Origin of the sequence: Haloarchaeobius sp. HME9146 (assembly GCF_025399835.1) — an archaeon.
GTDB lineage: Archaea > Halobacteriota > Halobacteria > Halobacteriales > Natrialbaceae > Haloarchaeobius.
This window is the reverse complement of record NZ_JAODVR010000003.1, coordinates 1-23,190: the sequence shown is the minus strand read 5'-3', so window position 1 is coordinate 23,190 and position 23,190 is coordinate 1. Positions and strand designations below refer to the sequence as shown.

General features: G+C 64.5%; 15 protein-coding genes and 3 rRNA genes. 6 read left to right on the top strand and 12 right to left on the bottom strand.

Annotated features, from left to right (window positions below):
* Window positions 1-57: 57 nt before the first annotated feature.
* Both N6C22_RS21020 and N6C22_RS21015 read right to left on the bottom strand, forming a co-directional pair.
* Complete coding sequence (locus N6C22_RS21020; protein WP_261653181.1) at window positions 58-462, bottom strand: hypothetical protein; 405 nt, start codon at window positions 460-462, stop codon at window positions 58-60.
* Between the two features lie 79 nt (window positions 463-541).
* On the bottom strand, window positions 542-730 hold the full coding sequence (locus N6C22_RS21015; protein WP_261653180.1) for a hypothetical protein: 189 nt from the start codon (window positions 728-730) through the stop codon (window positions 542-544).
* A gap of 244 nt (window positions 731-974) precedes the next feature.
* Between N6C22_RS21015 and N6C22_RS21010 the strand changes: the two genes are divergently transcribed.
* From N6C22_RS21010 to N6C22_RS20995, 4 genes are all read left to right on the top strand, one after another.
* A complete protein-coding gene (locus N6C22_RS21010; protein ID WP_261653179.1) occupies window positions 975-1,685 on the top strand; it encodes a hypothetical protein in 711 nt (236 codons plus the stop codon).
* Window positions 1,686-1,812: 127 nt separating this feature from the next.
* Window positions 1,813-2,055: a hypothetical protein gene (locus N6C22_RS21005; protein ID WP_261653178.1), complete on the top strand. Its 243-nt coding sequence runs from the start codon at window positions 1,813-1,815 to the stop codon at window positions 2,053-2,055.
* Between the two features lie 566 nt (window positions 2,056-2,621).
* Window positions 2,622-3,497, top strand: coding sequence for a ParA family protein (locus N6C22_RS21000; protein ID WP_261653177.1), 876 nt, complete (start codon window positions 2,622-2,624; stop codon window positions 3,495-3,497).
* The gene (locus N6C22_RS20995) at window positions 3,494-3,874 is read left to right on the top strand and encodes a hypothetical protein (protein WP_261653176.1); all 381 of its coding nucleotides are present in this window, start codon (window positions 3,494-3,496) and stop codon (window positions 3,872-3,874) included. Before N6C22_RS21000 ends, N6C22_RS20995 begins: the two co-directional genes overlap by 4 nt.
* 154 nt (window positions 3,875-4,028) lie before the next feature.
* On the opposite strand, the gene rrf is transcribed toward N6C22_RS20995, so the two are convergent.
* The 4 genes from rrf to N6C22_RS20975 form a co-directional block, all read right to left on the bottom strand.
* Window positions 4,029-4,150: ribosomal RNA gene (gene rrf, locus N6C22_RS20990) — 5S ribosomal RNA — on the bottom strand.
* 128 nt (window positions 4,151-4,278) lie between these two features.
* Window positions 4,279-7,194 (bottom strand): 23S ribosomal RNA (locus tag N6C22_RS20985).
* Between the two features lie 364 nt (window positions 7,195-7,558).
* Window positions 7,559-9,031, bottom strand: a 16S ribosomal RNA gene (locus N6C22_RS20980).
* Together the 16S, 23S and 5S rRNA genes form the textbook arrangement of a ribosomal RNA operon.
* Window positions 9,032-9,541: 510 nt before the next feature.
* Complete coding sequence (locus N6C22_RS20975; RefSeq protein WP_261653175.1) at window positions 9,542-10,828, bottom strand: Cdc6/Cdc18 family protein; 1,287 nt, start codon at window positions 10,826-10,828, stop codon at window positions 9,542-9,544.
* A 1,318-nt stretch (window positions 10,829-12,146) separates the two neighbouring features.
* Between N6C22_RS20975 and N6C22_RS20970 the strand changes: the two genes are divergently transcribed.
* Complete coding sequence (locus tag N6C22_RS20970) at window positions 12,147-12,956, top strand: DNA-directed RNA polymerase subunit epsilon (protein ID WP_261653174.1); 810 nt, start codon at window positions 12,147-12,149, stop codon at window positions 12,954-12,956.
* Window positions 12,957-13,206: 250 nt separating this feature from the next.
* Here N6C22_RS20970 and N6C22_RS20965 read toward each other — a convergent pair whose 3' ends face one another.
* Window positions 13,207-13,458, bottom strand: coding sequence for a ribbon-helix-helix domain-containing protein (locus tag N6C22_RS20965; protein ID WP_261653173.1), 252 nt, complete (start codon window positions 13,456-13,458; stop codon window positions 13,207-13,209).
* A gap of 330 nt (window positions 13,459-13,788) precedes the next feature.
* Complete coding sequence (locus N6C22_RS20960; RefSeq protein WP_261653172.1) at window positions 13,789-14,496, bottom strand: hypothetical protein; 708 nt, start codon at window positions 14,494-14,496, stop codon at window positions 13,789-13,791.
* 352 nt (window positions 14,497-14,848) lie between these two features.
* On the opposite strand from N6C22_RS20960, the gene N6C22_RS20955 reads away from it, so the two are divergent.
* Window positions 14,849-15,820 carry a MoxR family ATPase gene (locus tag N6C22_RS20955; RefSeq protein ID WP_261653171.1) on the top strand — a complete coding sequence of 324 codons (972 nt, stop codon included), beginning with the start codon at window positions 14,849-14,851 and terminating at the stop codon, window positions 15,818-15,820.
* Window positions 15,821-16,149: 329 nt separating this feature from the next.
* Here N6C22_RS20955 and N6C22_RS20950 read toward each other — a convergent pair whose 3' ends face one another.
* Genes N6C22_RS20950 through N6C22_RS20935 form a run of 4 tightly spaced genes read right to left on the bottom strand, consistent with a single transcriptional unit; the run spans window position 16,150 to window position 23,099 of the window.
* The gene (locus tag N6C22_RS20950; protein WP_261653170.1) at window positions 16,150-17,724 is read right to left on the bottom strand and encodes a hypothetical protein; all 1,575 of its coding nucleotides are present in this window, start codon (window positions 17,722-17,724) and stop codon (window positions 16,150-16,152) included.
* Between the two features lie 9 nt (window positions 17,725-17,733).
* Entirely contained in the window at window positions 17,734-19,158 is a 1,425-nt protein-coding gene (locus tag N6C22_RS20945) for a DUF58 domain-containing protein (protein ID WP_261653169.1), read from the bottom strand.
* Window positions 19,155-19,955: a hypothetical protein gene (locus N6C22_RS20940; RefSeq protein WP_261653168.1), complete on the bottom strand. Its 801-nt coding sequence runs from the start codon at window positions 19,953-19,955 to the stop codon at window positions 19,155-19,157. The genes N6C22_RS20945 and N6C22_RS20940 overlap by 4 nt, the downstream gene beginning before the upstream one ends.
* A complete protein-coding gene (locus tag N6C22_RS20935) occupies window positions 19,956-23,099 on the bottom strand; it encodes a DUF3488 and transglutaminase-like domain-containing protein (protein WP_261653167.1) in 3,144 nt (1,047 codons plus the stop codon).
* Window positions 23,100-23,190 lie beyond the last annotated feature (91 nt).

Genomic DNA, 23,190 nt, shown 5'->3' with positions numbered 1-23,190 from the left:
GGGGGGTTCGACCGGCGACCGACTGCAACCCGGAGGTCGAATCGTATCCGAGAAGGGTCAGTTCAGCCCGCTCGGGCCGTCGGGGTCCGGCTCCCAGTTGGTCTCGTCGAGGACGATCTCGGAGACGGTCGCCGCGAACTCCCGGGCGACCCGTTCCTCGGCGAAGTAGAACACGTTCCCCATCGCGTTGCCGAAGCTGTGGTGCAACTGGGTCGTCTCGCTCTCGTCCCCCTCGACGAGTTCCTCGACCCGGGCCGTTCCGCGTTCTTTCAGCTCGGCCTTCGCCTCCGCTGTCAGGCGGTTCCCGGTCGGGATGAGGTCGTAGGCGAGTGAGAACCCGTGTTCCTCCTCGTCGACGACGAACAGCGGTTCCCCGTCCCGGTTCGCTTTCGTGTAGGCCGCCCGGTGCTCGTCCTCGGTTCGACAGACCGGTACGGACTCGGGCGTGTGGCTACTCGGCATGCTGCGAGAGTAGTCACGTGCGCCTGATGAGGGTTGTGTCGGCAGCGACACGACCCGGAGATGACAGAAGCAGAGACGGTTAGCCGGTGTCCGGTTCCGAGAGGGTGTCCTCGAGCCCGGTAGCCCGGAGGCTCTCCCTGACGTCGGTCGTGACCTCGTCGTCGACGACACCGTGGACCGCCTCGGTCTGGCGTTCCGTCGTGGTCGTCTCGCCGGTGATGTCGACGAAGAGCTGTGCGAGCTTGTCGGATGAATCTGTCTCGGTCATGCTGGATGCGCGAAGTGTGATACTCAGTACCACAGCATAAAGGTTCGTGTGGTTACATAACACGCAGGTAACTCTCCCCGGTCGTGCGGTATGGACTCACAAACGGCGATAGAGCTTTACCACTCAGGGCGTAACAACGTCCAGTCCGCGGTGACGACACGGTCGTTCCACAGCTTCCCCCCAACCAATGGCTGAACCCTGCGATACGCACGGAATCGACTTCGAGAGTGTCGACGATCCACGAGTGAGCGCGACCCACGCCAGGGTCGTTCCCGGTGGCGACGAGACGGGCACGCTGACGCTGCTCGGTATCGTGCACGACCACCCGGCGAGCATCTACCGCGTCCAGCACGTGGTCAGGCACCTCTCGCCCGAGGTGGTCGCGCTCGAGCTGGCACCCCTCGCAGTGCCGCTGTTCGAGGAGTACGCGACAGAGAACGAGATTCCACCACGCCGTGGCGGTGAGATGAGCGCCGCGATCCAGGCGGTGGGTCCCGACGCCCGCGTGGTCGGCATCGACGCGCCGACCCGGTCGTTCCTCCGGACGGTCGTGGCCGAACTCCGAGACACGGACGCGGCGATGCTGACCGTCCGCCGGGTCCTGCGTGACGTGACGGACCTCTCCCGGCACGCGCTCCAGTGCCGGGTGGCCGCCACTGCCGGGCCGGCCGGCCTCGTCTCGATGGACGAGACGGTTCCCGAAATCGCCCACGACTGCTCGCACGAGGACCCACCCGGGGTCCAGGCCGAGGACGAGCGCCGGCTCATCGCCCGCAACCGGGCACTGCGCAGGGCGACGAAGACGCCACGACCGATCTCACTCCTCGACACCGCCCGTGAGAAGACGATGGCCCGTCACCTGTCCCGCCTCAGGCAGGAGGGCGACGTCGTGGCGGTCGTCGGGCTCGAACACCTCGACGAGGTCACCGACCGTCTCGTCGAGCCCGCACACTGACACCTCACAGAACAGTTGCATCACGGACATATTTATCAAGTAATCGTTATATATGGTTATGCGACGAATTCTGGGACGGACGCTCGACCGGCTGGGTTCCAGCGGGCGAGCAGTCCGGAGTACACTAATGGTCCGAAACTTCGAAGACAACGACAAGGGGAAGAAAGTGATGTCCACCGACGGCGATATGATCGGCCGCGTCGACAACGTCGCCGGCGGGAAAGCGTACATCAAACCGGACTCGACACTCTCGCGTGGGATGCGCAAGAAGCTCGGCTGGACGGACGAGAAGAAGGACACATTCGAGCTCGAACACGACGCGGTAGAGGCGATCTCGGACGACGAGATCCACGTCAAGGCGGACTTCTAAGCACTCAGGCATCCGACTGCAGTGGCTGCCTCCTGGTTTTTTCAGGCGTCCTCGCGAGCAGCCACGGTGCCGGCCGTGAATCTAGCCGAATCGCAGGCCATGACTGATTAGATTTCATATAGTTCTCCGTTCGTTGCCCACAGCTGATTGATTCGGAGAACTCGATATCGCGAGATATGATATATCCAAAATCGGCCCGAAATCCCCGGAAATATCTGTGTTCACACAGACTCTTTCAGTCTGTTTGGGCACGAGATATATACTATAATTGGCTATTTCCAGAAGCCCCTCGAAATCGACCGACTCAGCTCGAGGTCCCGCGCGGCGATGCGGGTACTCGACGAGCACGGCTCGGCGCTGAACACAGCTGCTGAACACAGGAAGTGAACACACAGAATGAACAAATACAGTGAACATTTTCGCTGAACATCTCCAGTGAACACGCTGCAGTACCCGTGTTCAGTAGGTTTGTTCACTGTATTTGTTCACCATATTTGTTCACTATGAACAAATACAGTGAACATCATCGGTGAACATTCAAGAACGCGGGCACGAATCACGAGCACATGTTAGCGTACTCGACCTACAGCGAGGCGGGTGGGGTGGGCAAGACCACCACCGCAGCGAACCTGGCCGTGGCGCACGCCCGAGCCGGGCTGAAGCCGCTCGTCGTCCCACTCGACCCACAGGACGGCGACCTCTCTCGCCTGTTCGGCGTCGACGACCAGCGGACCGAACCCGTCGACAACCTCGTGCGACACCTGATCCGTCGCCCGAAAGGTGACTTCAACGACCTCGTCCGGACCGTCGAAGGTGTCGACATCGTCCCCGAACACAACATGCTCTCCGACCTCGCGGAGTACCTCCAGCGCGAGAAGGACCAGGCCGAGGCGATGGGCGAAGCGTTCGGGATGCACGCCCAGCTCCTGCGGGTGCTCCGCGAAGCGGGCGTTCCGGACGAGTACGACGTGCTCATCTGTGACCCCCCGGCGACCGAGGGTCCGCACCTCTACAACGCCATCCACGCGACCCGGTCACTGGTCATCCCGGTCGAGCCCAGCGCGAAGGGTCGTGCTGCCGTCGAGGGTCTGGAAGCACTCGTCGGCGGGTTCGAAGACCAACTCGACGTCGATGTCGGCGTGCTCGCCGCCGTCCCGGTCGGGTTCAAGGACACACGCGACCAGCGGACGATCCTCGACGAGATCGACTACCCCATCCCGGAGATCGTGGGCGAGCGTAGCTCCCTGATGGAGGGTTGCTGGATGCAGCAGTGCTCGGCGTTCACCTACGTCAGCGAGCACCGCGACCGTCAGCGTGACTACGAGCTCGAGACGCTCGCGCAGTTCGACCGGCTCGCCCGACAACTCGAACGCGAGGTCGGGCTCGAGGCACCGAACCCACCGGAGCCGGGCGACCTCGACCACCAGGTGGTGTCCGCATGACGGGGATGAAGAAGGGTGCCGGTGAGGACCCCTTCGCCGACGACCCCGACCCGGTGGACCAGGTCGCCGAAGACGACGAGTCCACGGCCACGTCGACGGATACCCCGGGGCAGCCTGCAGATGAACCGTCGACGACGATCCCGTACAGGTTCCGACGGACCAGCGTCCAGGACGGCCGTGACCGCGTCCCCCTGTTCCTGCAGCCGGAGACGAAAACCGCCGAAGACGACGCACTCGCCGCACTCGAGGACGCCTTCGAGAGCAACGTCTCCCGAACCGACCTCCGGGAAGCACTCGTGACGGTCGGGCTCCAGCACCTCGACGAGGTCGAGGGACAGCTCGAAGACTGGGGCTACGGGATGCGGTTCGACGAGTAGTCCTTCCGTCGCCCTCGAAGACGGGCCGCTAGCTCGTCCAGTGTTGCCACTGGGTGTCCGAACACGCCCGGACAGCACCGACCACTGTCGGCACTCCCCGGCTATAAATGAAGAAAGCCACACACCCCGACGGGTGTGTGGCTTGTAGTATGAATGGAGGCGGCGAATGAATTTTCCCAGAGGCTCGCGCACTCCAGTACTCGCCCAAACGCAGGTGAGCTTAACTTCCGTGTTCGGGATGGGTACGGGTGTAACCTCACCGCTCTGGCCGCCTTAACGCCGATCCGCGGAATCGAACCGCGACAACGATCCAATATCGGTGGTCATTGAAACCAGTGTGTAAACGCAATCCAGTTAACGCCTGGACCTTCCACCATGTGGTGAAGATCCCAGTATGCGGTATGATTGTGTGGCTTGACCTGTTAGTGCTCGCGGACTGAACGCCTCGTTGCCTTGGCGCGTACATCCCGAGTCTATCGAACTCGTCTTCTACGAGTGGTCTCAGCGGCACCTCTTTTCCATGTGGGTTTCGAGCTTAGATGCATTCAGCTCTTACCCCGTGTGACGTAGCTGCCCGGCACGTGCCCTCTCGGACAACCGGTACACCAGTGGTCACCATTCGTAGTTCCTCTCGTACTATACGAACGTTCACGTCAGGTGCCATAGCACCCCCAATAGATAGCAGCCGACCTGTCTCACGACGGTCTAAACCCAGCTCACGACCTCCTTTAATAGGCGAACAACCTCACCCTTGCCCGCTTCTGCACGGGCAGGATGGAGGGAACCGACATCGAGGTAGCAAGCCACGCGGTCGATATGTGCTCTTGCGCGTGACGACTCTGTTATCCCTAAGGTAGCTTTTCTGTCATCAATTTCCCGCATCGAGCAGGATAATTGGTTCGCTAGACCACGCTTTCGCGTCAACGATCCTCGTTAGGAAGATCATTGTCAGCCCATCTTATGCTCTTGCGCTCTTCTCCGAGTCTCCGACTCGGATGAGATGGACTTAGGGCGCGCTCGATATCTTTTCAAGCGCGTACCGCCCCAGTCAAACTGCCCGGCTACCGGTGTCCTCCTCCCGGAGTGAGGGTCACAGTCACTAATGGGTAGTATTTCAGTGATGTCTCGGTGGCCCGCTAGCGCGGGTACCTGTGTAATGACTCCTACCTATCCTGCACATTAGCGACCGTGTCCCAGCGACAGCCTGCAGTAAAGCTCTATAGGGTCTTCGCTTCCCCTTGGGGGTCTCCAGACTCCGCACTGGAACGTACAGTTCACCGGGCCCAACGTTGGGACAGTGACGCTCTCGTTGATCCATTCATGCAAGCCGCTACTGAAGCGGCAAGGTACTACGCTACCTTAAGAGGGTCATAGTTACCCCCGCCGTTGACGGGTCCTTCGTCCTATTGTACTAGGTGTTCAGATACCCGCACTGGGCAGGATTCAGTGACCGTACGAGTCCTTGCGGATTTGCGGTCACCTATGTTGTTACTAGACAGTCGGAGCGTCCGAGTCACTGCGACCTGCCCCTATACAGGGCAGGCATCCCTTATCGCGAACTTACGGGACTAACTTGCCGAATTCCCTAACGTCGGTTGTTCCCGACAGGCCTTGGCTTTCACTGCCACGAGCACCTGTGTCGGTTCTTGGTACGAATCTCATACTCGTCTTTTCACGGGCTCTAGGTACGGTCGACTTACGCTATCTCGTGATTCGTCCGCTTCGTGCCATTACGGCTTCCACGGATTTCCACGATTCGACTGGGCGAAGGCCCAGCTCGACTGTCCCCAAAGCGTCAACTTTGAGTGTATGAGAGCACTGGAATATTAACCAGTTTCCCTGTTGTCACATTCGAATTACGGTGTGACTTAGGATCGGCTAACCCTCGACTGATTGGCATTGTCGAGGAACCCTTGCTCGTTCGGCCGTCGGGGTTCTCACCCGACTAACGCTGCTACTATGGCCAGGATTTTCGTCACTGATCGGTCCACACGAGTTCTCACCCGTGCTTCCACCCGATCAGAGCGCCAGCCTACGGAATTGCTCGGTCAAGAGCATCGTCAGGTCTCGGAAGCGGACTTGAGCCCCGATCATTTTCGGCGCCTCAAACCTCGGCCGGTAAGCTGTTACGCTTTTCTTAGAGGGTAGCTGCTTCTAAGCTCACCTCCCGGCTGTTTAGGGCTTGAGACCACCTTCAATCGCACTTAGTCCGCATTTTGGGTCCTTAACCCGACTCTGGGTTGTCTCCCTCATGGTGCACAGGCTTACCCCGCACACCGGACTCCCTGCATCGATGGCGTTCGTAGGTTTGGAGTTTGACAGGGAGGTCGACATCTCTCGATGGCGAGTCTCCCAATCGGTCGCTCTACCCCACGAACTACCTTAGCAGAGGTCATGCTTCGACATGTTTCGGCTGGAACCAGCTGTTGCCAGGCTCGATGGGCCTTTCACCCCTATACGTAGGTCACGAGAGGGTATTGAAGGACACCAACTCTAACAGGCCTCCACGTGCCTTTCGGCACGCTTCGCCTTGCCCACGCATAGATCGCCTGGTTTCGGGTCGTATCCGGTCGACTCCCCGCGCTTGAACACGGCGGCCCTGGTAATACTGCGGCCCTGTCGGTTTCCCTACGCCTTCCCCGGTTAACGGGTTAGACTCGTCGATCAGATACACTCCCTGGCTCGTTTTTCAAAACGCACGACGCGACACCGGCTTCCTGTGATTCCTACTGTGCCCTTGCGGGCGGGTCGTTTTTCACAGGACCTTTTGTGCCACGTCGCTCTATCGCCACCTGATTTCAGGCCCTATTGCACCTCCCTTTTCGGGGTGCTTTTCAGTGTTCGCTCACGCTACTTGTTCACTATCGGTCTCGAGTAGTATTTAGTCTTAGCAGTTGATGCCTGCCATATTCACGAGGGATATCCAACCCCCGCTACTCTGGAGCTGACGCGTGCTGTACTGGTCTGGATTACGGGACTGTCACCCTGTATCGTGCTCTGTTCCAAGAGACTTCATGCAGACGGTCGAGCAGTGAGAGTCAGTCCGAACACCACATTGCCCGTGAGGGCTTCGGTTTGGACTGTGTCGCGTTTACTCGCCGTTACTAACGACATCGCGGATTGCTTTCTCTTCCTGCCGGTACTGAGATGTTTCAATTCCCGGCGTTCCCCATTGCGCAAGGCAATTGCGAGAGGATTCCTATTAGGAGATCTGCAGTTCTTTCCCTCCGTGCGGGTCCCTGCAGCTTTTCGCAGCTTGGCACGTCCTTCGTCGGCACTCGAGCCGAGCCATCCACCAGGTGGCAAAGTAGCCACGCTGAGTGGGACGTTCACTGTTACCTGGTGAAAGGTCCAGTGGACGTCTGGATTGCGTTTACACACGGTTTCATTACGCAGCCAAGTAGTCTTCTTGGCGCACGTTCGACCCTTCCCACCCTCGCTTGCACGGGATGGTGCATCGGTTTTCTTTCAGGATGAAATCGTTTCGGCGTCCCACACTTAAGGGGAGCGATTCGATTTCGTCCTGAACGTACGACCTCTCTGGGAGTCGAACCCAGACGCCTCTGATATAGAGGGCGTTCCAGCATGAGGTTCAGGTTCCGAGCCTTGGTGGTTCTAAAGCGCCCGGACGGATCGCGTCGGACGAGACTAAGTGGGCCGGGCGTACTGCCCGGTCCCGTTCTGTGGAGGTGATCCAGCCGCAGATTCCCCTACGGCTACCTTGTTACGACTTAAGCCCCCTTGCGAAGCCCAGATTCGACCATCGTTGCGATGGCCTCATCCGGACCTCACTCGGGTGCTTTGACGGGCGGTGTGTGCAAGGAGCAGGGACGTATTCACCGCACCCTTCTGAGGTGCGATTACTACCGAATCCAGCTTCATGTGGGCGAGTTTCAGCCCACAATCCGAACTACGATCGAGTTTCGGAGATTAGCGCCCTCTCTCGAGGTGGCTTCCCATTGTCTCGACCATTGTAGCCCGCGTGTAGCCCAGCTCATTCGGGGCATACTGACCTACCGTTGCCCGTTCCTTCCTCCAGTTTGGCACTGGCAGTCCTCCTAATGTACCCAGCCAGTCGAAACTGCTGCTGGCAATTAAGAGTGCGGGTCTCGCTCGTTGCCTGACTTAACAGGACGCCTCACGGTACGAGCTGACGGCGGCCATGCACCTCCTCTCAGTAGCTCAAGTAAGCTCATCACACTGACTTTCACTGCATACTGTCGGAGCTGGTGAGATGTCCGGCGTTGAGTCCAATTAAACCGCAGGCTCCTCCGGTTGTAGTGCTCCCCCGCCAATTCCTTTAAGTTTCATCCTTGCGGACGTACTTCCCAGGCGGCCAGTTTATCGTCTTCACTGCGGCACAGCACGAGCTCGTAGCCCGCGCCAAACCTAACTGGCATCGTTTACAGCTGGGACTACCCGGGTATCTAATCCGGTTCGTGACCCCAGCTTTCGTCCCTCACCGTCGGATCCGATCTCTCAAGGTGCTTTCGCCATCGGCGGTCCGTCCAGGATTACAGGATTTCACTCCTACCCCAGACGTACCCCTTGAGTCTCTCGGTCCCGAGCCAAACAGTATCCGCTGGACGCCTGCTCGTTGAGCGAGCAGATTTCCCAACAGACTTGCCTGGCCGGCTACGGACGCTTTAGGCCCAATAAAATCGGTCATCACTCGAACTGCCGGTGTTACCGCGGCGGCTGGCACCGGTCTTGCCCAGTTCTTATTCGTGAACCTCCCTACGGTTCACAAAAGCGAGGGCACTATGCCCACGCACTCGGAGTCCCCTTATCGCACTGTCGTGCAGTGTAAAGTTTTCGCGCCTGCTGCGCCCCGTAGGGCCCGGAATCTTGTCTCAGATTCCGTCTCCGGGCTCTTGCTCTCACAACCCGTACCGATTATTGGCACGGTGGGCCGTTACCCCACCGTCTACCTAATCGGCCGCAGCCACATCCTATAGCGCCGGAGCGTTTGTACCTCAATCCATTCCAGGAATAGAGGAGTATCCAGCATTAGCCTCAGTTTCCCGAGGTTATTCTGGTCTATAGGGTAGTTTGGCCACGTGTTACTGAGCTATCTGCTACGAATATGAATTCGTACAACTAGCATGGCTAAATCGGACTCCGATAGCAATGACCTCCGGCAGGATCAACCGGAATGTCCCGTGCAGAGCACGGGGGTGGCGGAAATTGCGTTCGTCAAATTGCGTATCGGGTCTCGTCCGACGACATCCGACCGGATGTCGCCGAACCAACCAAGGCTCGCATCAGATTCCATCTTGACGGCGGACCGCAGGGGCGGAATCCTCATACGTGACAGCCAGCACCGCAGAACGGTGCTAACCTTCTGCCCCGGCATCGCCGGGGCGTCCTTCACATCACTTCGTATTGGAGGGAAGTATTTAACCCCCACGAATCGAACCGGCATTGTGAAGCGCCGCCACGTTACCGCGTTATCACGGGGCTGGCCCCTGATTTTGCAAGCTTTACCGCGAATTTCTTTCACGCGCGCAGGCGCGTAGGAGACTATATAACTGCAGATGGTCGGTAGCGACCTGCTTCTGCCAGAAAAAGTCGCCACAACCGACGAGACTGGCCGTCGTCACCAGCTGGAACGCGTCTCCGACTCCCCTCGTTCAGAGTGAAAGCGTCGGCAGTCTCGAAGCTCCGTTACTCGACGAACGACGACAGGTCCGTCTCCTGTGTCTGGTTCCCCCCGTAGTTCACGAGCGTCTCGTACGTCGGGAGTTCCTCGAGCGACGCGTCTCGACGGACCGCCTTCACGATGTGCTTCGGGTCGGTCACGAGCCGGTGGAGCAGGTAGCTTCCCTGCGAGCGCCCACCGCCCGTCTTCTCGGACTCGATGACGCCGAGGAACGCCTGTTCCTTGAGCTGGCGATACAGCCCGTTCTCGGTGACGGGATCGAGGGCCGCCATCTCGCAGACCCCGACGTAGCGCTCGTACACCTCCCGGGTCTTGTACGTGTCCCGTTCGCCCGTGATGATGCGGCTCGCGAGCGCGTACAGGGCGAGCTTGGCGTGGACCGTCGCCCCGCTGGTCAGTTCCTCGATGCGGTTGACCTCCGCGACCTCCTGGGCCTGCTTGATGTGGGCCTCCGTGACCTGGGTCACGTCGTTGCGTCGCGCGAGCTCGCCGGCCTCCTTGAGGATCTCGATGGCCTTGCGGGCGTCCCCGTGTTTCTTCGCCGCGAGTGCGGCACAGAGCTCGATGGTCCCGTCCGCGAGGACGTCGGGCTGGAACGCGTCCTGGCGGTTGCGCATGATCTCGCGGAGCTGGGCCGCGTCGTAGGGGTGGAAGAACAGTTCGCGATGCCCGAAGCTGCTGTCGATGCGCTCGTCCAGGCTCTCCTTGTACTGGACTTTGTTGCTGATGCCGATGACCCCGATGTAGGTGTTCGTCTTGCGCGCCTCGCGTGCACGCGAGAGTTGCATGAGGATGTTGCTGTTGTCGAGCTTGTCGATCTCGTCGAGGATGACGATGGCCGCGTCGAACGCCGCGTCCAGGACCTCCCAGATGTGCTGGTAATACTCCATCGTCCCGACCCCGCGAAGGGGAATCTCGGCCTCGTAGTCGGTCTTCTCCTTCAGGTCGAGGGCGAGCTGTCGCGTCGCCCTGGTCTCGGTGTTCGCCTCCGAGCAGTCGATGTAGAGGACCGTCGCGTCGATGTCGTTCGACTCGGCGGCCCGCTGGGCCCGCGTCGCGACGTGGCGCGAGATGAGGCTCTTGCCGGTCCCGGTCTTCCCGTAGATCATGACGTTGTTCGGTGGGTCACCCCGGACGACTGCGCCGACCTCGTTGGCCACGGACTGGATCTCGTCGTCCCGCCCGACGATGCGGTCCTCGTCGGGGACGTGGCCCACGTGGAGCAGCTCCTTCCGGGCGAAGACGGGGTCCTGGTCCTGGAAGAGTGGGTCCCCGCTCGTCTGCTCGGACATATTCCACTGGTTGAATCGTCTACTAATAAAAACCACGGAACCCGTTTCAGACTGAAAACTGACGGTGTTAGCGAGTATATCGGCGGATTTTCACTTTATCCGTGACTGGGAGAGACCGACCAGAGGCAGAGTGAAATCGGCCCTGCTGACCGATGGGTCGACCGTGCTCGCCATCTCGGGTGTGTCCCCTTCGAATCTCGACTTCTATTCGTCCCGATTTGTCTCGTGGCAACCCAAATATACCAGTATCTTTACTATGATTTTCACCCCGTTTTTGCGTCAGACACACGTCTGACACACACACACCCCTGATTCAGAGTGAAAACCGCTCCGAAGGTGGGGTGGGTCGAGGCTCGGTCGATCTTCGCCGACCTCATTCAGACTGTATATCGTCCGTTATCTATCTCATCGAGCTGTGAGTCCTCTATTCTCGAATTCCTCTAGAGAACAATATTATTCTATATTGACCGTTTGAAGTAACTAATAAGCCTATTCATACCAGCATCAACATCCGCTTGTAGCAGCAAAACTTGCCGCAAAAAATTTCCGGGACACCTTCGGAGCCGTTTACACTCTGAATAGGGGGAGAGGGTGTCCCACCCTCCCCCATATTCCACCTCGTTTGTCGAGCTACCAGATTCAGATCATGAATTCGAACCGTGCACGACTGGTCGAAGAAACCGGCCGGATTCAGTGGTCGATGAAAGGAGAACGAGATCGATGACGAGTGGGTGGACATGACGGTCGGTACAACGACGGAGTGACCACCCCCTAGACTAGAACTCACTAGTACTAGCTAGCAGCAGTAGCAGTAGCTAGCAGAAACAGTAGCTAACAGCATACAGCTAGTGCTTACGAGCACTAGCTGTGGCTGCTACTGTGTTACTAGTGTTGTTCGTTTTCTAGTTAGTGTTGTTCGTTTTCTAGTCTATCTAGTCTAGTCCTAGTCTAGTTCTTCTCTAGTGGAACAGTGTGGGGGAGGCGGAGACCATGCGTGTCTTTCTCTACCACGACCACCTCCTCTCGAGTCCAAGCTTCCCGTACCATCTCGGCTGCAGTCGACTCGTGTCTCCACCGGCTCCCCTTTCGTAACGTCCCTTCCCGACGTTTCACTCTGCATCGGGGGTGTGTGGCTCTGTCACTCGCCCACCGCGTCGGCTTCTATGTGAACGTCCACCACACGAGAACTCCTACAAAAAAGCGTCGTTTTCACTCTGAATGAGGGGTGTGTCCCCTCCCCATATAGACACCGTGTTCCCGTGCTCATCTCGGCATCCATCCGTCCATTTGAATAGCGTCAAGCCCCCAGTCTTGGGTAATGAACCACGACGGGGACACCGCGTCGTCCGCTGTTGTCGCAGCAACCGGGACTGGCGAGGCCGACGTGGACTCGACGTGGATCCGTGCGGGCCCAGGCGACGGGTCGTTGTCCCGGGTCGACGCCGTCAAGGACGAGATCGTCCGCCGCTGGGACGTCGTCACCCCCAGCGCGACCATGATCGGGCGAGCCGCCAGCCCCGAGCAGGACCTCAGCGACAACATCCGCCGCCTGCACGACGAGCAACACCCCGCGATGGCCGGCCACGGAGCCCGGATGCACCAGCTCGACAAGCTCCGCATCACCCACGCGCTTGCCTCGTCGCTCGACGTAACCCGCTGGGAGCGTGACTGCGCCCTCGGCATCATGGGCGAGATCGACCTCACCGCGTTCGGCAGCCAGCGCGGCATCCCGAAGGTCGCCCTCGTCGTCCTCCGGTACGTGGTCGACCGCGAGCGCCAGCACCAGCTCGGCCTGGACGACCAGGAGTGGGTGGCGAGTCACACCCCCGACGAGATGGAGTCGCTGTACGAGCGGTTCACCTCGCTCACCGAGAGCGAGACCTACCAGGAACTCCTGGACGAACACGACCTGACGACGACCAACATCAACCGCCTCACCCGCGTCCTTCGCGACCAGCTCACCGAACACGACCTCGAGGGGATGGTCCTCGGGCGCTCCCCGTACCGCGACCCGAACCTCCCGCCGGTCGGGGAGACGCCCCGGGACGAAGACTCGGAGAGACACGCGTGGACCGACGGCTGGGGCACTGAGGCCCCCGACGACGCCGACGAATCGACGCCGAAGTGAGTCGACGCTGGCGATGTTCGTTTAAGTCGTTCTGGTCACAACGGCTCATGTTGAAGCGTTCTACGGGAGATTACACCCACGAGCCACGGGTGTCTCTGGCGGATACCCGACATTTCTTTAAGTGGTTCTGGTCACAACGGCTCATAGTGAAGCATTCTGCGGGAGACTGAAACCGCGAGCGACGGCTGTCTCTGTCGCTCTCGCGGCTGTTCTGGCGCTGGTGTGTGCGGCGAGGAAGCGAAGAACGTCGTCAGTAGCCGAAGCCGTCGTCCTGCTCGTCGTAGGCGGCCGGGTCCTGCTGGTCGGCCACGGAGCGGTTGAACAGCCCCTCGTCCAGCTGATTGCGCGGTTCGTCGTCCTCGTCGGCCGGGCCGTAGGCCGAGAGGCCGCGGGTCAGCAGTTCCTCGACGGCCTCGTCGCGGTTCAGGAAGTCGCCCTGGTTCACCAGGCGGTCGATTTCGGCGTCCGTGTTGTCCGAGAGTGAGACTTCGGTCTTTGGCATAGCGAGGGGTTGCAAATCGGGGAGTGTTAATGCTTGGGTTCGGGCCAGGGATGTCCTGGCGGAAATGAAGTCCGAGTATCACGAGGAGGGGGACGGGGGGTGTCCCGAGAAATCGGGCGATTTCACGGGTTCTGGGCCATCACACCGTTGTGGACGGTGTCAGACTCACGAACCGCTGAAAACGTGCTTTCGCTTCGCTACTAGCACTAGAACCAGGGGGTCCTGCCCAGCGTCTCCACTAGGGAAGGGGGCAAGCAGGTGACGCAGCCGCCGTGAATTCGCGTGGTCTAGAGAGGTGCCTCTCGGCGTGAGTGGCGTATCACAGGGCGGCTACTCGACCGCCGACACAACGCTGTGGCTGTCTGGGACGTCGTCGAGCCGGTTCAGTCGGGCGACCAGTTCGTCGGTGAAGACGACACGCCTGGTCCCGTTCGTCTCGACTATCTTCACGGCATCACCGCCGAGGTCGTCGAGGATGCTCATGACCCGCGAGGTGGTCTCGGTGTGGCCCGAGGAGTCGTAGGCTGCGAGTACCCGTCGAAGGTCGCTCGAGGTAATCGCCCAGCCAGCCTGGACCGATGCGGCGTAGTCGCGGACGTCGCTCGCGACGAACCGGGCGCGGTCCTCGTTCGCGGTGAGGTGAATGTCGGCCATCTGGTCCGGCATGGCGACGACCTGTTCGAGTGGCGTCTCCGGTCGTGGGTGTCCGGCAGGTCTGGCGTCGACGTCGGCTGTGTCTTCGGCCTGCTGGAGGTCGGCCTTCAGCTCCTCGAGTCGGCTCTCGACGTCGCTCTCGCCGGGCTTGGACTGGATGGCTTTCCCGAGTGGTGCGCCCTCGACGCGGAGGCTCTTGATGGGGTCGTTCTCGTCGCGAATCTCGAACTCCGGCTGGGATTCGAGTTCCGAGACGCGCTCGCGGAGGTCCTCGTTCTCCTCGCGAAGCTGTTGCTTCTCGGCTTTGAGTTCCTCAATCTCGGCACGGAGCGCCTCGAGCTGTGCTGCTATCTCGTCTTGCGTGAGTTGGGCTGCGTCGGTCATTGTCGTATTCGGTGGCGTATCTGCAGACAGCCCCAGCAGTCCGTATTGGTGGCAGTAGTGACGAGAACCAACATGTACGACCGGAGGATTTTTGATTCGCTCCGCCGACTGTGTACATGTAAGCTCCCATCAAATCCTGGTTCCACACAAGATTCACGGGGCTTTCTGGCCGGTGCGCCTAACACCGGCTTGCGGTTTCCGAGGTGAACCCAGAACCGCTTACTTGCGAGTATCTCGTGTTGGTACTATAAAGTTTGGTGAGGCGGGGCCACGCCGCGTTTCAGAGCCTGAATCTACCCGTCTGAGTCTGCCCATCACGATTATACGCGGCCGCGGAGAACGACGGACACGAATGCCGCCCGCCGACGCCTTGCCCATCGACGAGGCCGCCCGACTCTGTACCGACGTCATCGACCGCGTGAACGAGGCCGTCATCGGCGAGCGCGACTTCTTCGAGATCGTCCTGACCGGCGCGCTCGCCCGCGGGCACGTCCTCCTCGAGGACGTGCCGGGGACCGGCAAGACCCTGACCGCCATCGTGCTGGCACAGGCGCTGGGCCTCGATTTCTCGCGCGTCCAGTTCACACCGGACCTGCTCCCCTCGGACATCACGGGCTCGCACGTCTACGACGAGCACGCCCGCGAGTTCGAGTTCCAGGCGGGCCCCATCTTCGCGAACGTGGTGCTGGCGGACGAAATCAATCGCGCGCCACCGAAGACCCAGGCCGCGCTCCTCGAGGCGATGGACGAGAAGCAGGTCACCGTCGACGGGACGACCCACCAGCTCCCCGACCCGTTCTTCGTCATCGCGACGCAGAACCCGGTCGAGCAGGAGGGGACCTTCGAACTCCCCGAAGCCCAGCGCGACCGCTTCGTCGTCAAGACCAGCATGGGCTATCCCGATAGAGCGGGCGAACTCGAACTCATCGACCGGCGCTCGAAGCGCCACACCCAGATGCCCTCGGTCGGGTCGGCGGTCACGCCCGACCAGGTTCGCCGCCTGCAGGAGACGCCCGAGACAGTCACGATGCACCAGCAGGTCCGCGAGTACGTGGTCGACCTGGCCCGCGCGACCCGCGAGGACGAGCGCGTCGACGTCGGCGTCTCCCCCCGCGGCATCCAGCGGTTCTACGAGGCCTCGCGCGCCCACGCTGTCATCGCGGGCCGGGACTACGTCGCCCCGGAGGACGTGAAGTTCGTCGCCCGCGAGGTCATGCAACACCGCATCGTCCTCACCCCGCAGGCGAACATCCAGAACGCGAGCACCGAAGACGTGGTCTCGTCGGTGTTGAACCGCATCGAGGTACCGGCGGTCTCGCCGTAGAATCGTCCAGAACGGGTCCAGAGAGGCCACAGAGACGGCTCTCGCTGGTGGGTGTAGTCTCCCGCAGAATGCTTCACTATGAGCCGTTGTGACCAGAACGACTTAAAGGAAATTCGCTGAGCTTCGCCGAGTTCCGGGTTTCTCCCTCGCCCTGTCTCTCCTCGCCTTTCCTCGCCTCTCCCCCCGGACCCCCCTCTCCACTCCATTCCACTCCTCTCTGCGCGCTAGCCGCGCCCGCCCCCGCCGCCGGCTGTGGCGGCTCGCGTCGCCCGGCGCGGCCGGTGTGTCGCACCGCCACCGCCCCACCCACCCGCCCTGGAAGCCTGCGGCTAGCCGCGCAGCGCGGCGGTGAGAGCGACCACGCCGACCACGGCCGCCACGACCCCGACCACGGCGGCGGTCGCCCCACCGACCGGGATGCGCTGGCCAGAGAGCACCACCAGTGGAACCACCGCGGCGACCCCGACGAACCCACTCGCGACCGCGTGGAGCAGCTCCGGCCGGTGGGTCGCCGCGCGGTCCCCGAGTTCGGCCCGAAGGACGGTCCCGAAGCTCGCCACATCCCAGACGACGATGCCGACCGCGACGGTCCCGAACAGCACGCCGGCGTGGACGCCGCCGATGCCGGCGAACAGCGCGGCCGCCACGAGACTCCCGCCGGCCACCGACGCCGAGGCGGTCCGGTCCGAGACGAACCCCATCCCGGCGAGCAGCGAGAATCCCAGCAACACGCTCAGGAACCCGACCGCGAGCGTGACCACCAGCGCGAAGACGACGACCGTCGGCGAGGCCGCGTCGGCGATCTGGGTCAGCACGCCCGTGACCGCGCCGGGTGCCTGCGCGAGCACGAGCTCGAAGGCCTGCTCGCCCGTCGCGAGCACGAGCCCGGTCACAGCCGCACCCCCCGCGAGCCGGGGCGCGACCGACCCCACCGTCTCGCGGAGGTCCCGGCGCGCGAGCCGCTTCACGAACCCGACCGCGAGCACCAGCACCGTCGCTACCACGGCGACGCCGAACAGCCACACCCGGAGCGGCTGGGCCGTCGACACCGCCCGGACCACCGCTAGCACGGCCGGTGACCACGACAGCAGCGGCGTGACCCCGGTCGCGACCTGGACGGCGAGCAGGACCGGGAACGCCACCATGGTGAAGAGGCCGACGCTCCGGAGCCGGCTCGCGGTCCGGTCCAGCAAGGCAGAGACACGTTTGCGGTCCTCGCGCTCGACGAACTGGACGAGGGGTAGCCGGCGGAGCGCCGAGGCGGTCGCGAGCCCGGCGACCGAGACGAGGAGACAGAGCCCGGCCAGCTCCGGCGACTCCCGCCCGGGCGCGAGCAGCGCGTCGACGCCGTCGCCGGTCAGGTCGTTCGCGGCTCGCACGAGTTCGTCGAGGAGTGCGAGGTCGCTGACGAACAGCACCCCGGTCGCGAGTACGGGGAGCGCGAGCGTCTCGAACAGCAGGGTCGCGGTCCGGTACACGCTCTTGTTCCCCAGCCCGCCGGTCGGGGTCGTTGCCGCGCCGAACACCGCGAACACCAGCGCCATGGCAGTGAACGAAGCCATCGGCCGAACTGCCCCGCCCACGGCGACCGGGAGCGCAACCGCAGCGACGAACAGGGCGGCCAACAGGGGGAGGACCAGCGTCGCGAGCAGGTCCCCGAGAGGGGTCCGGCGGGCCGCCAGCGAGGTGACGCCCGCGAACACGAGGCCAGTGAGGACGGCCGCCGCGCCGGCCACGACCTGTCCCGTCCCGACTGCGAGCAGGGCCACCCCGACCAGGGTCCCCAGGACCGCCAGCAGGCTGCTCGTGCGGGTCGCGGGCTGGCTCTGCGTCTCCTGTTCCTCGCGGCGCAGCTGCTCCAGCCGGTGCGGGTCGTCGGGTCGTGGGTCGGGGGTTCCTGGCATTGTTCTCTCTCAGTTGACCCAGGGTCGGATGGCCTGGGCGAGCGCCATCGGGAGCGGGGTGTCGTGCGCCCAGTCGACGACCGGGGCCCCCGCGGTGCGCATCTCGTCGAGCCGCAGGGCGCGCTCCATCGTCACCACCTGCTGGCCGGCGCTTCGCCCGCCGGTCACGTCGGGCGAGAGCACGGTCGTCCGGTGGCCGTAGCCCCGGAGCGTCCGGGCCACCGTCACCGGGAAGTCGTCGAGCGCGGGCGTGACGAACAGGACCTGGGCGTCGCTGGGGAGGCGCGCGAGCAGCCGGTCGAGTTCGGCGGAGCCGCCGTCGGTCGCGACTGCCTGCTCGCTCTCCTCCGGCGTCGATTCCTCGCCACCGGCGCCGTCGGTTCCGGCCCCACCGGTCAGGGGCCCACTCGCACCCACGCCGTCGGCGGCGGTCGCGGCGTCGACGACCTGGACGGCCCGGGCGGTGAACCCGCGGCCGGACTCGGGGCCGACCCAGGCCGGGGCGGGAACCCGCCCGTCGCCCGGGGTCTGGATGCCGAAGGCGGCGAGGCCGACCTGGTGGCCCGCGTCCGCCAGCGCGTCGAGCGCGAGCGCGCCGGCGTAGGCGCTCAGGGTCGCTCCGGTCGGGAACCCGGTCGCGGCGCTCTGTCTCGCCTCCTCCCGCGAATCGAGCACCACGACCACGCGGGCCGACCGGTGCTCCTGGTACTCGATGGTGACGAGCTCGCCCCGCTTGGCGAGCCGCCGCCAGTCGATGCGGTTCATCGGGTCGCCGCGGCGATAGTCACGGGTCTTGTGGAACTCGACGCCCGGCCCGCCGGTGTCGGTCGCGAGCGGCCCGGTGAAGAACATCGTCTGGTCCTGGACCGGCATGTCCTCGACGGTCACCCGGCAGTCGACGGTCTCAGTCCCCGTCGTCGGCACGTCCTCGGTGACGACCGCACTCGCGCTCAGGCTCCGCGCCCGGACCGCGACCGGGTCGAACTCGTGGGTTCCGCGCTGGGGCACCAGCGTGTAGGCCAGGTCGGTGCTCGCGCCCGGCCGGAGCGACACCGCGCCTACGGGCGACCCCTCGACGACCGTCATCCCCTCGGGGACGCCGTCGACGAGGCGCACGTCGGTCAGTGCCCGGTCGCCGGTGTTCTCGACGGTCAGCGTCACGGTCACGCGCTGGCCGGGGATGGGTGCGGGGGGCTCGACCGTCCGCTCGACCCGCAGCCCGTCTCCCACGGGTGTGACCGTCGAGAGCGCGCTGTAGGCGACGAACACGAGGGGAATCGCCCCCGCGAGCAGGAGTTCGGGCCGGCCCGTCGCGACGCCCGCCGCGACGAACGCGACGGTCGCGGCGGTGACCCCGCGCCAGCGGTCGAGCCGGGTCACGCTGCCACCAGCACCGGAGCCGGAACCAGAACCGGAACCGGATTTCCCGGTCATCCCTGCACCTCCTGAGGCCGGGCTCCGCCCTCGCCGTCCTCGCCGCCGACCGGGTCGAACCCGGCCGTGGCGTCGACCGCGTCCTCCTCGACCTGCGCGGGCGGTTCGTACCCGGACACCGCGGCGGCACACCGCGACTCGACCGCGGCGAGGGTCTGCTCGTAGTGCGCCCGGAACGCCTGCGTGGGGTAGAGCCAGCCGTACAGTCGCTGCCACAGCGAGAGGTCCGGCAGTGCTGGTTCGTCCGGGTCGCCGAGGAAGACTGCGGCGACCGTGTCGTCGGTCCAGGTGCCAGTTGCGATGGCCTGTTCCGGGTCGTCGACCTCGCCCGAGTGTTCGAGCACGTCGAGCAGGACCGACCGGAGGCGCGTCTTCGCGTGCCCGACGTGGCTCGGGTGGGCGTCCCCGGTGGTGCTGGCGGCGGCCCACGCGAGGGTCGAATCGACGTCGGAGCCGGTCCGGCGGTCGCGCGGTTGGAGGGCCGCGGGCCCGGAACGCTGGCTCCCGGTGTCGGCACCGCGGAACCGACCGTCCCCGTCGACCGACTCGCTGCCGGCCGCACGCCAGAGCCGGTACACCGCGTACAGGCCGACGACCAGTGCGACCAGCGCGGAGAGCAGCGCCGGGCCGGCGGCCGCGACGAGGTCGTCGATGACGACCCGGAGAGAGCCGGGGACCGCCCCGGGGAGGAAGATGAACGCAGCACCCACGGCGAGGGCGACCAGCCCGGCACCGACGAGCACGTTCCGGACGGTCAGCAGGCGGCGGGCACCGCCACCGCCACGGCTGCCGGCCATTCAGTCGTCACCTCCCGAACCGGTGTCGCGGACCGCCGCCAGGGCGCTCCGGACCCGCTCGAGGACGGTGTCGTCGGCCGCGCGCTCGCTGTACTCGGCGTCGCGGAACGCGTCGGTGACGGTCCTGACCGGGCCGGCCGGGAGCCCGCGGTCGATGGCGTACTGGGCGATCTCGGTCGGGGTCATCGTCCGGACGTGAGGCGGCCGGACCACGCCGATGAACTCGGCCCAGAGGTCCCGGAGCGTCTGGTACGTGGCCGCGTCGGCCGCGGACTGGTTCTGGGTTTCCGACCCAGCAGTGGGTTGTCCCGACCCCGGCGCACCGTCGCTCTCGCCGCGGTCCAACAGGCCGGCCACGAGCGCCTGGAGGAACGCGAGGAGTCGGCGCGGGTCGAGGCGCGTCGCGAGGGTTTCGAGGTGGGACCGAACCAGGCCAGGCAGGGCCCGGAGCTGGCCGACCGCGTCGGTGCCGAACCCGAGGAGCCACCAGCCCAGGGCCTCCAGCCGGCTCGCGACCGCGAAGACGGCCTGGACGGCGATGGTCGCGGCCCACGCGACCGCGGCCTGGACCCGGTCGAGTACCCGTCCCGGCGTCACCCCGCGGCGGTAGCCGACGCCGAGTAGGCCCGCGAGGACCACGAGCACCCCGCCCAGCACGAGCCCGAGGTTGCGGAACAGGTCGTCGACGGTGGTCTGGGTGGGCTGTCCCCCGACGGTCGCGACGATGACTGCGCTGTCGGCGATGGGGAGCGCCGCGTCGACGGTCCCGTCAGAGCCGGTCGGGCCGGCGGCCTGCCCGGCCACGGTCACGGGCACGCCCGAGACCGGTTGCCCATCCACGGTGACGTTCACCGCCACGGGTTGGCCCGGCAGCGCGAGCAGGTACGCCGGCGTCACGCTGAGGTTCACGGCCGCGAGCGAGACGTTCGCCGTCCCGTCGATTTCGCCGCGCTCGACCGTCACCGGGACCGTCCCGGTCGCGTCCGCCGGCAGTTCGATGCGGGCCCTGCCCGTCGAGTTCGTCGTCGCGACGCGCTCGCCCGCGACCGTGACCGCGGCCTCGCGCATCGGGACGTCCTCGACCGCGGCGGTGAGGGTCACGGTGTTGCCCGCGACGGGGATACCCTCGACCCGGATTGAGACGTTCGAGTCGACGCGGTAGGTCCGGGATTCGGTGGTGTTGTCGGGCGTCGACTGGCTCGAGACGGTGCCTGGGCTGGCCCCACGCTGGGACGGCGGCGGGAGGCCGTGCCCACCGGCGAAGAACCGGACGGACTGGGTTGGGGGCACGGCTGCTGCCGACGCCGTCCCGTTGGCGGTCGGCGCGCGCACCGACACGTCGAGTTCTCTGACGTAGGGAACCGTCGCGACGACCTGCCCGAGGTCGTCGGTCGTCCCCACGACCTCGTCCTCGAACCGGACGACTGCGCCCTCGACGGGCGTGCCTGCTCGCGAGACGGTGACGGTGACGCTGGCACCCGGGACGGCGCTCCGGTTGAGCTGGACGGTGTACGGCGGTGGACTCTGCGAGAGGGGTTTCTCGCCCGGGCTGCCCGCAGTGTCGGACTGACGGGGCGCGATGGAGTCGCTGCCCGGCTGGCCGGTGGCGTTGGCGGCGGCCGCGTCGAAGGTCCGCTGGTCGCTGGTCTTGCGGTCGGCCGGCGGCGTTGGGTCGAACCGGACCCAGCCGGTCTCGGGGAAGTACACTTCGACCCACGCGTGGGCGTTCGAGCCCGTGACGAGGTACTCGTCCTCGCCGCCCCGGACCCCGGGCGAGAAGCCGGTGACGTACCGCGCCGGGATGCCCTCGCTGCGGAGCATCACGGTCATCGCGCTGGCGAAGTACTGGCAGTAGCCGCGGTCCATCTCGAAGAGGAACTGGTCGACCACCGGCCGCGAGGGGTCGTGGCTGGCGTTCAGCGAGTACGTCTTCTCGGTCTCCAGCCACGCCTCGATGGCCCGGGCTTTCTCGTACGGGTTCGAGGTGTCGGCCGTGATGTCTGCAGTCAGATTCCGGACACGCTCGGGGGTGTCCGCCGGGAGCTGGGTGTATCGCTCTGCGACGGCGGCCGGGTAGTCGGTCCCCGCCGCGGTCAGCCGGGCCGGGTCGTCGGGTGGCCGATAGCTCGTGACCGTCACCGTGGTCCCGTTCGGGAGCGCGGTCTCGGCCTGGAACGTTCCCTGCTCGGTGACCTGCAGATCGGCTCCGGGGACGTCTTCGACCTCGACGGCGACCGGCCGCCACGCGGTCGGGAGCGTCGCCGACGCGGTCTCCAGGGTGATGCGCTGGGTGACGCGCTCGCCGGGGACCGTCTCGCCCTCGGCCGCGGCGTCGGGTATCGACCCGTCGAAGGGGACGGGGTCGGTCTCACGCGCCCAGCCCGTGCCGGTGTAGGTCGCGAAGGTGTTGGTCCGAACGTAGGTCGGGGCCGGGCTCTCGACGGTGAACAGCCGGGTGGGCGACTGGTTCCCGAAGGACGAGGCTGCGGCGTCGAGGCCACCGATGCTGGTCTGGCCCGGCGGGGCCGCAAGCTGTGAGATTCCTGCCGACGCCGCCGACTGCGTCTGTGCGAGGGCGCTCTCGGCACCCGACCCGGCGTCCGGGCCGTTGGTCAGCGCGTCGCCAGCACCGGCAGTCCCCTCGGTCCCACTGAGGCCTGTGGAGTCGGGGCTTTCACTGGTATCGCTGCTGGATTCGCCGGACTCACTCGAGGCTCCAGCCTCGCCAGTGTCGCTCGTGCTGGTCCCCTGGCCCGCTGAGCCGCCAGTGGTTCCCTCGGCATCGGAAGCGGTTGCGGGTGCCGAACTCGTCCCCGACTGGGTGGCTTGCTCGCCCTCGTCACCAGTTCGTGTCGCTGCTTCCCCGTCACTCTGTGTCCCCTCACTCTGCGCCGCGGCCGCGTTCTGCGGCGAGACGTCGCTGCTGGAGCCCATGCCCAGCAGGTCGCTGAGGCCGGACAGCCCGGAGAGCCCACCAGAACCGCCTGGGGGGCCGCCGGGTGCGCCACCGGGTGGCCCTGCGAGGCCGCCCAGTGGTGCCTGTCCGGGCACTGCCGGGAGGATACCGGCGGCGAGCACCAGGCCGAGGACGGTGAGACAGACGAGGACGAGCTGGCCGAGCGAACGGCCACCGCCGCCCGTCATGGCTCTCTCCTCCGGCGTCTCGGCGGCAGGTCGGTCGGCCCCATCTGTGTGAATTACTGTCCTGTAACCCCAACAAGATATTAAGCCCTCT

Coding starts and splice junctions, on each gene's coding strand:
- N6C22_RS21020 (WP_261653181.1), bottom strand. CDS start 462: ATGCCGAGTAGCCACACGCCCGAGTCCGTACCGGTCTGTCGAACCGAG.
- N6C22_RS21015 (WP_261653180.1), bottom strand. CDS start 730: ATGACCGAGACAGATTCATCCGACAAGCTCGCACAGCTCTTCGTCGAC.
- N6C22_RS21005 (WP_261653178.1), top strand. CDS start 1,813: ATGGTCCGAAACTTCGAAGACAACGACAAGGGGAAGAAAGTGATGTCC.
- N6C22_RS21000 (WP_261653177.1), top strand. CDS start 2,622: ATGTTAGCGTACTCGACCTACAGCGAGGCGGGTGGGGTGGGCAAGACC.
- N6C22_RS20995 (WP_261653176.1), top strand. CDS start 3,494: ATGACGGGGATGAAGAAGGGTGCCGGTGAGGACCCCTTCGCCGACGAC.
- N6C22_RS20975 (WP_261653175.1), bottom strand. CDS start 10,828: ATGTCCGAGCAGACGAGCGGGGACCCACTCTTCCAGGACCAGGACCCC.
- N6C22_RS20970 (WP_261653174.1), top strand. CDS start 12,147: ATGAACCACGACGGGGACACCGCGTCGTCCGCTGTTGTCGCAGCAACC.
- N6C22_RS20965 (WP_261653173.1), bottom strand. CDS start 13,458: ATGCCAAAGACCGAAGTCTCACTCTCGGACAACACGGACGCCGAAATC.
- N6C22_RS20960 (WP_261653172.1), bottom strand. CDS start 14,496: ATGACCGACGCAGCCCAACTCACGCAAGACGAGATAGCAGCACAGCTC.
- N6C22_RS20955 (WP_261653171.1), top strand. CDS start 14,849: ATGCCGCCCGCCGACGCCTTGCCCATCGACGAGGCCGCCCGACTCTGT.
- N6C22_RS20950 (WP_261653170.1), bottom strand. CDS start 17,724: ATGCCAGGAACCCCCGACCCACGACCCGACGACCCGCACCGGCTGGAG.
- N6C22_RS20945 (WP_261653169.1), bottom strand. CDS start 19,158: ATGACCGGGAAATCCGGTTCCGGTTCTGGTTCCGGCTCCGGTGCTGGT.
- N6C22_RS20940 (WP_261653168.1), bottom strand. CDS start 19,955: ATGGCCGGCAGCCGTGGCGGTGGCGGTGCCCGCCGCCTGCTGACCGTC.
- N6C22_RS20935 (WP_261653167.1), bottom strand. CDS start 23,099: ATGACGGGCGGCGGTGGCCGTTCGCTCGGCCAGCTCGTCCTCGTCTGT.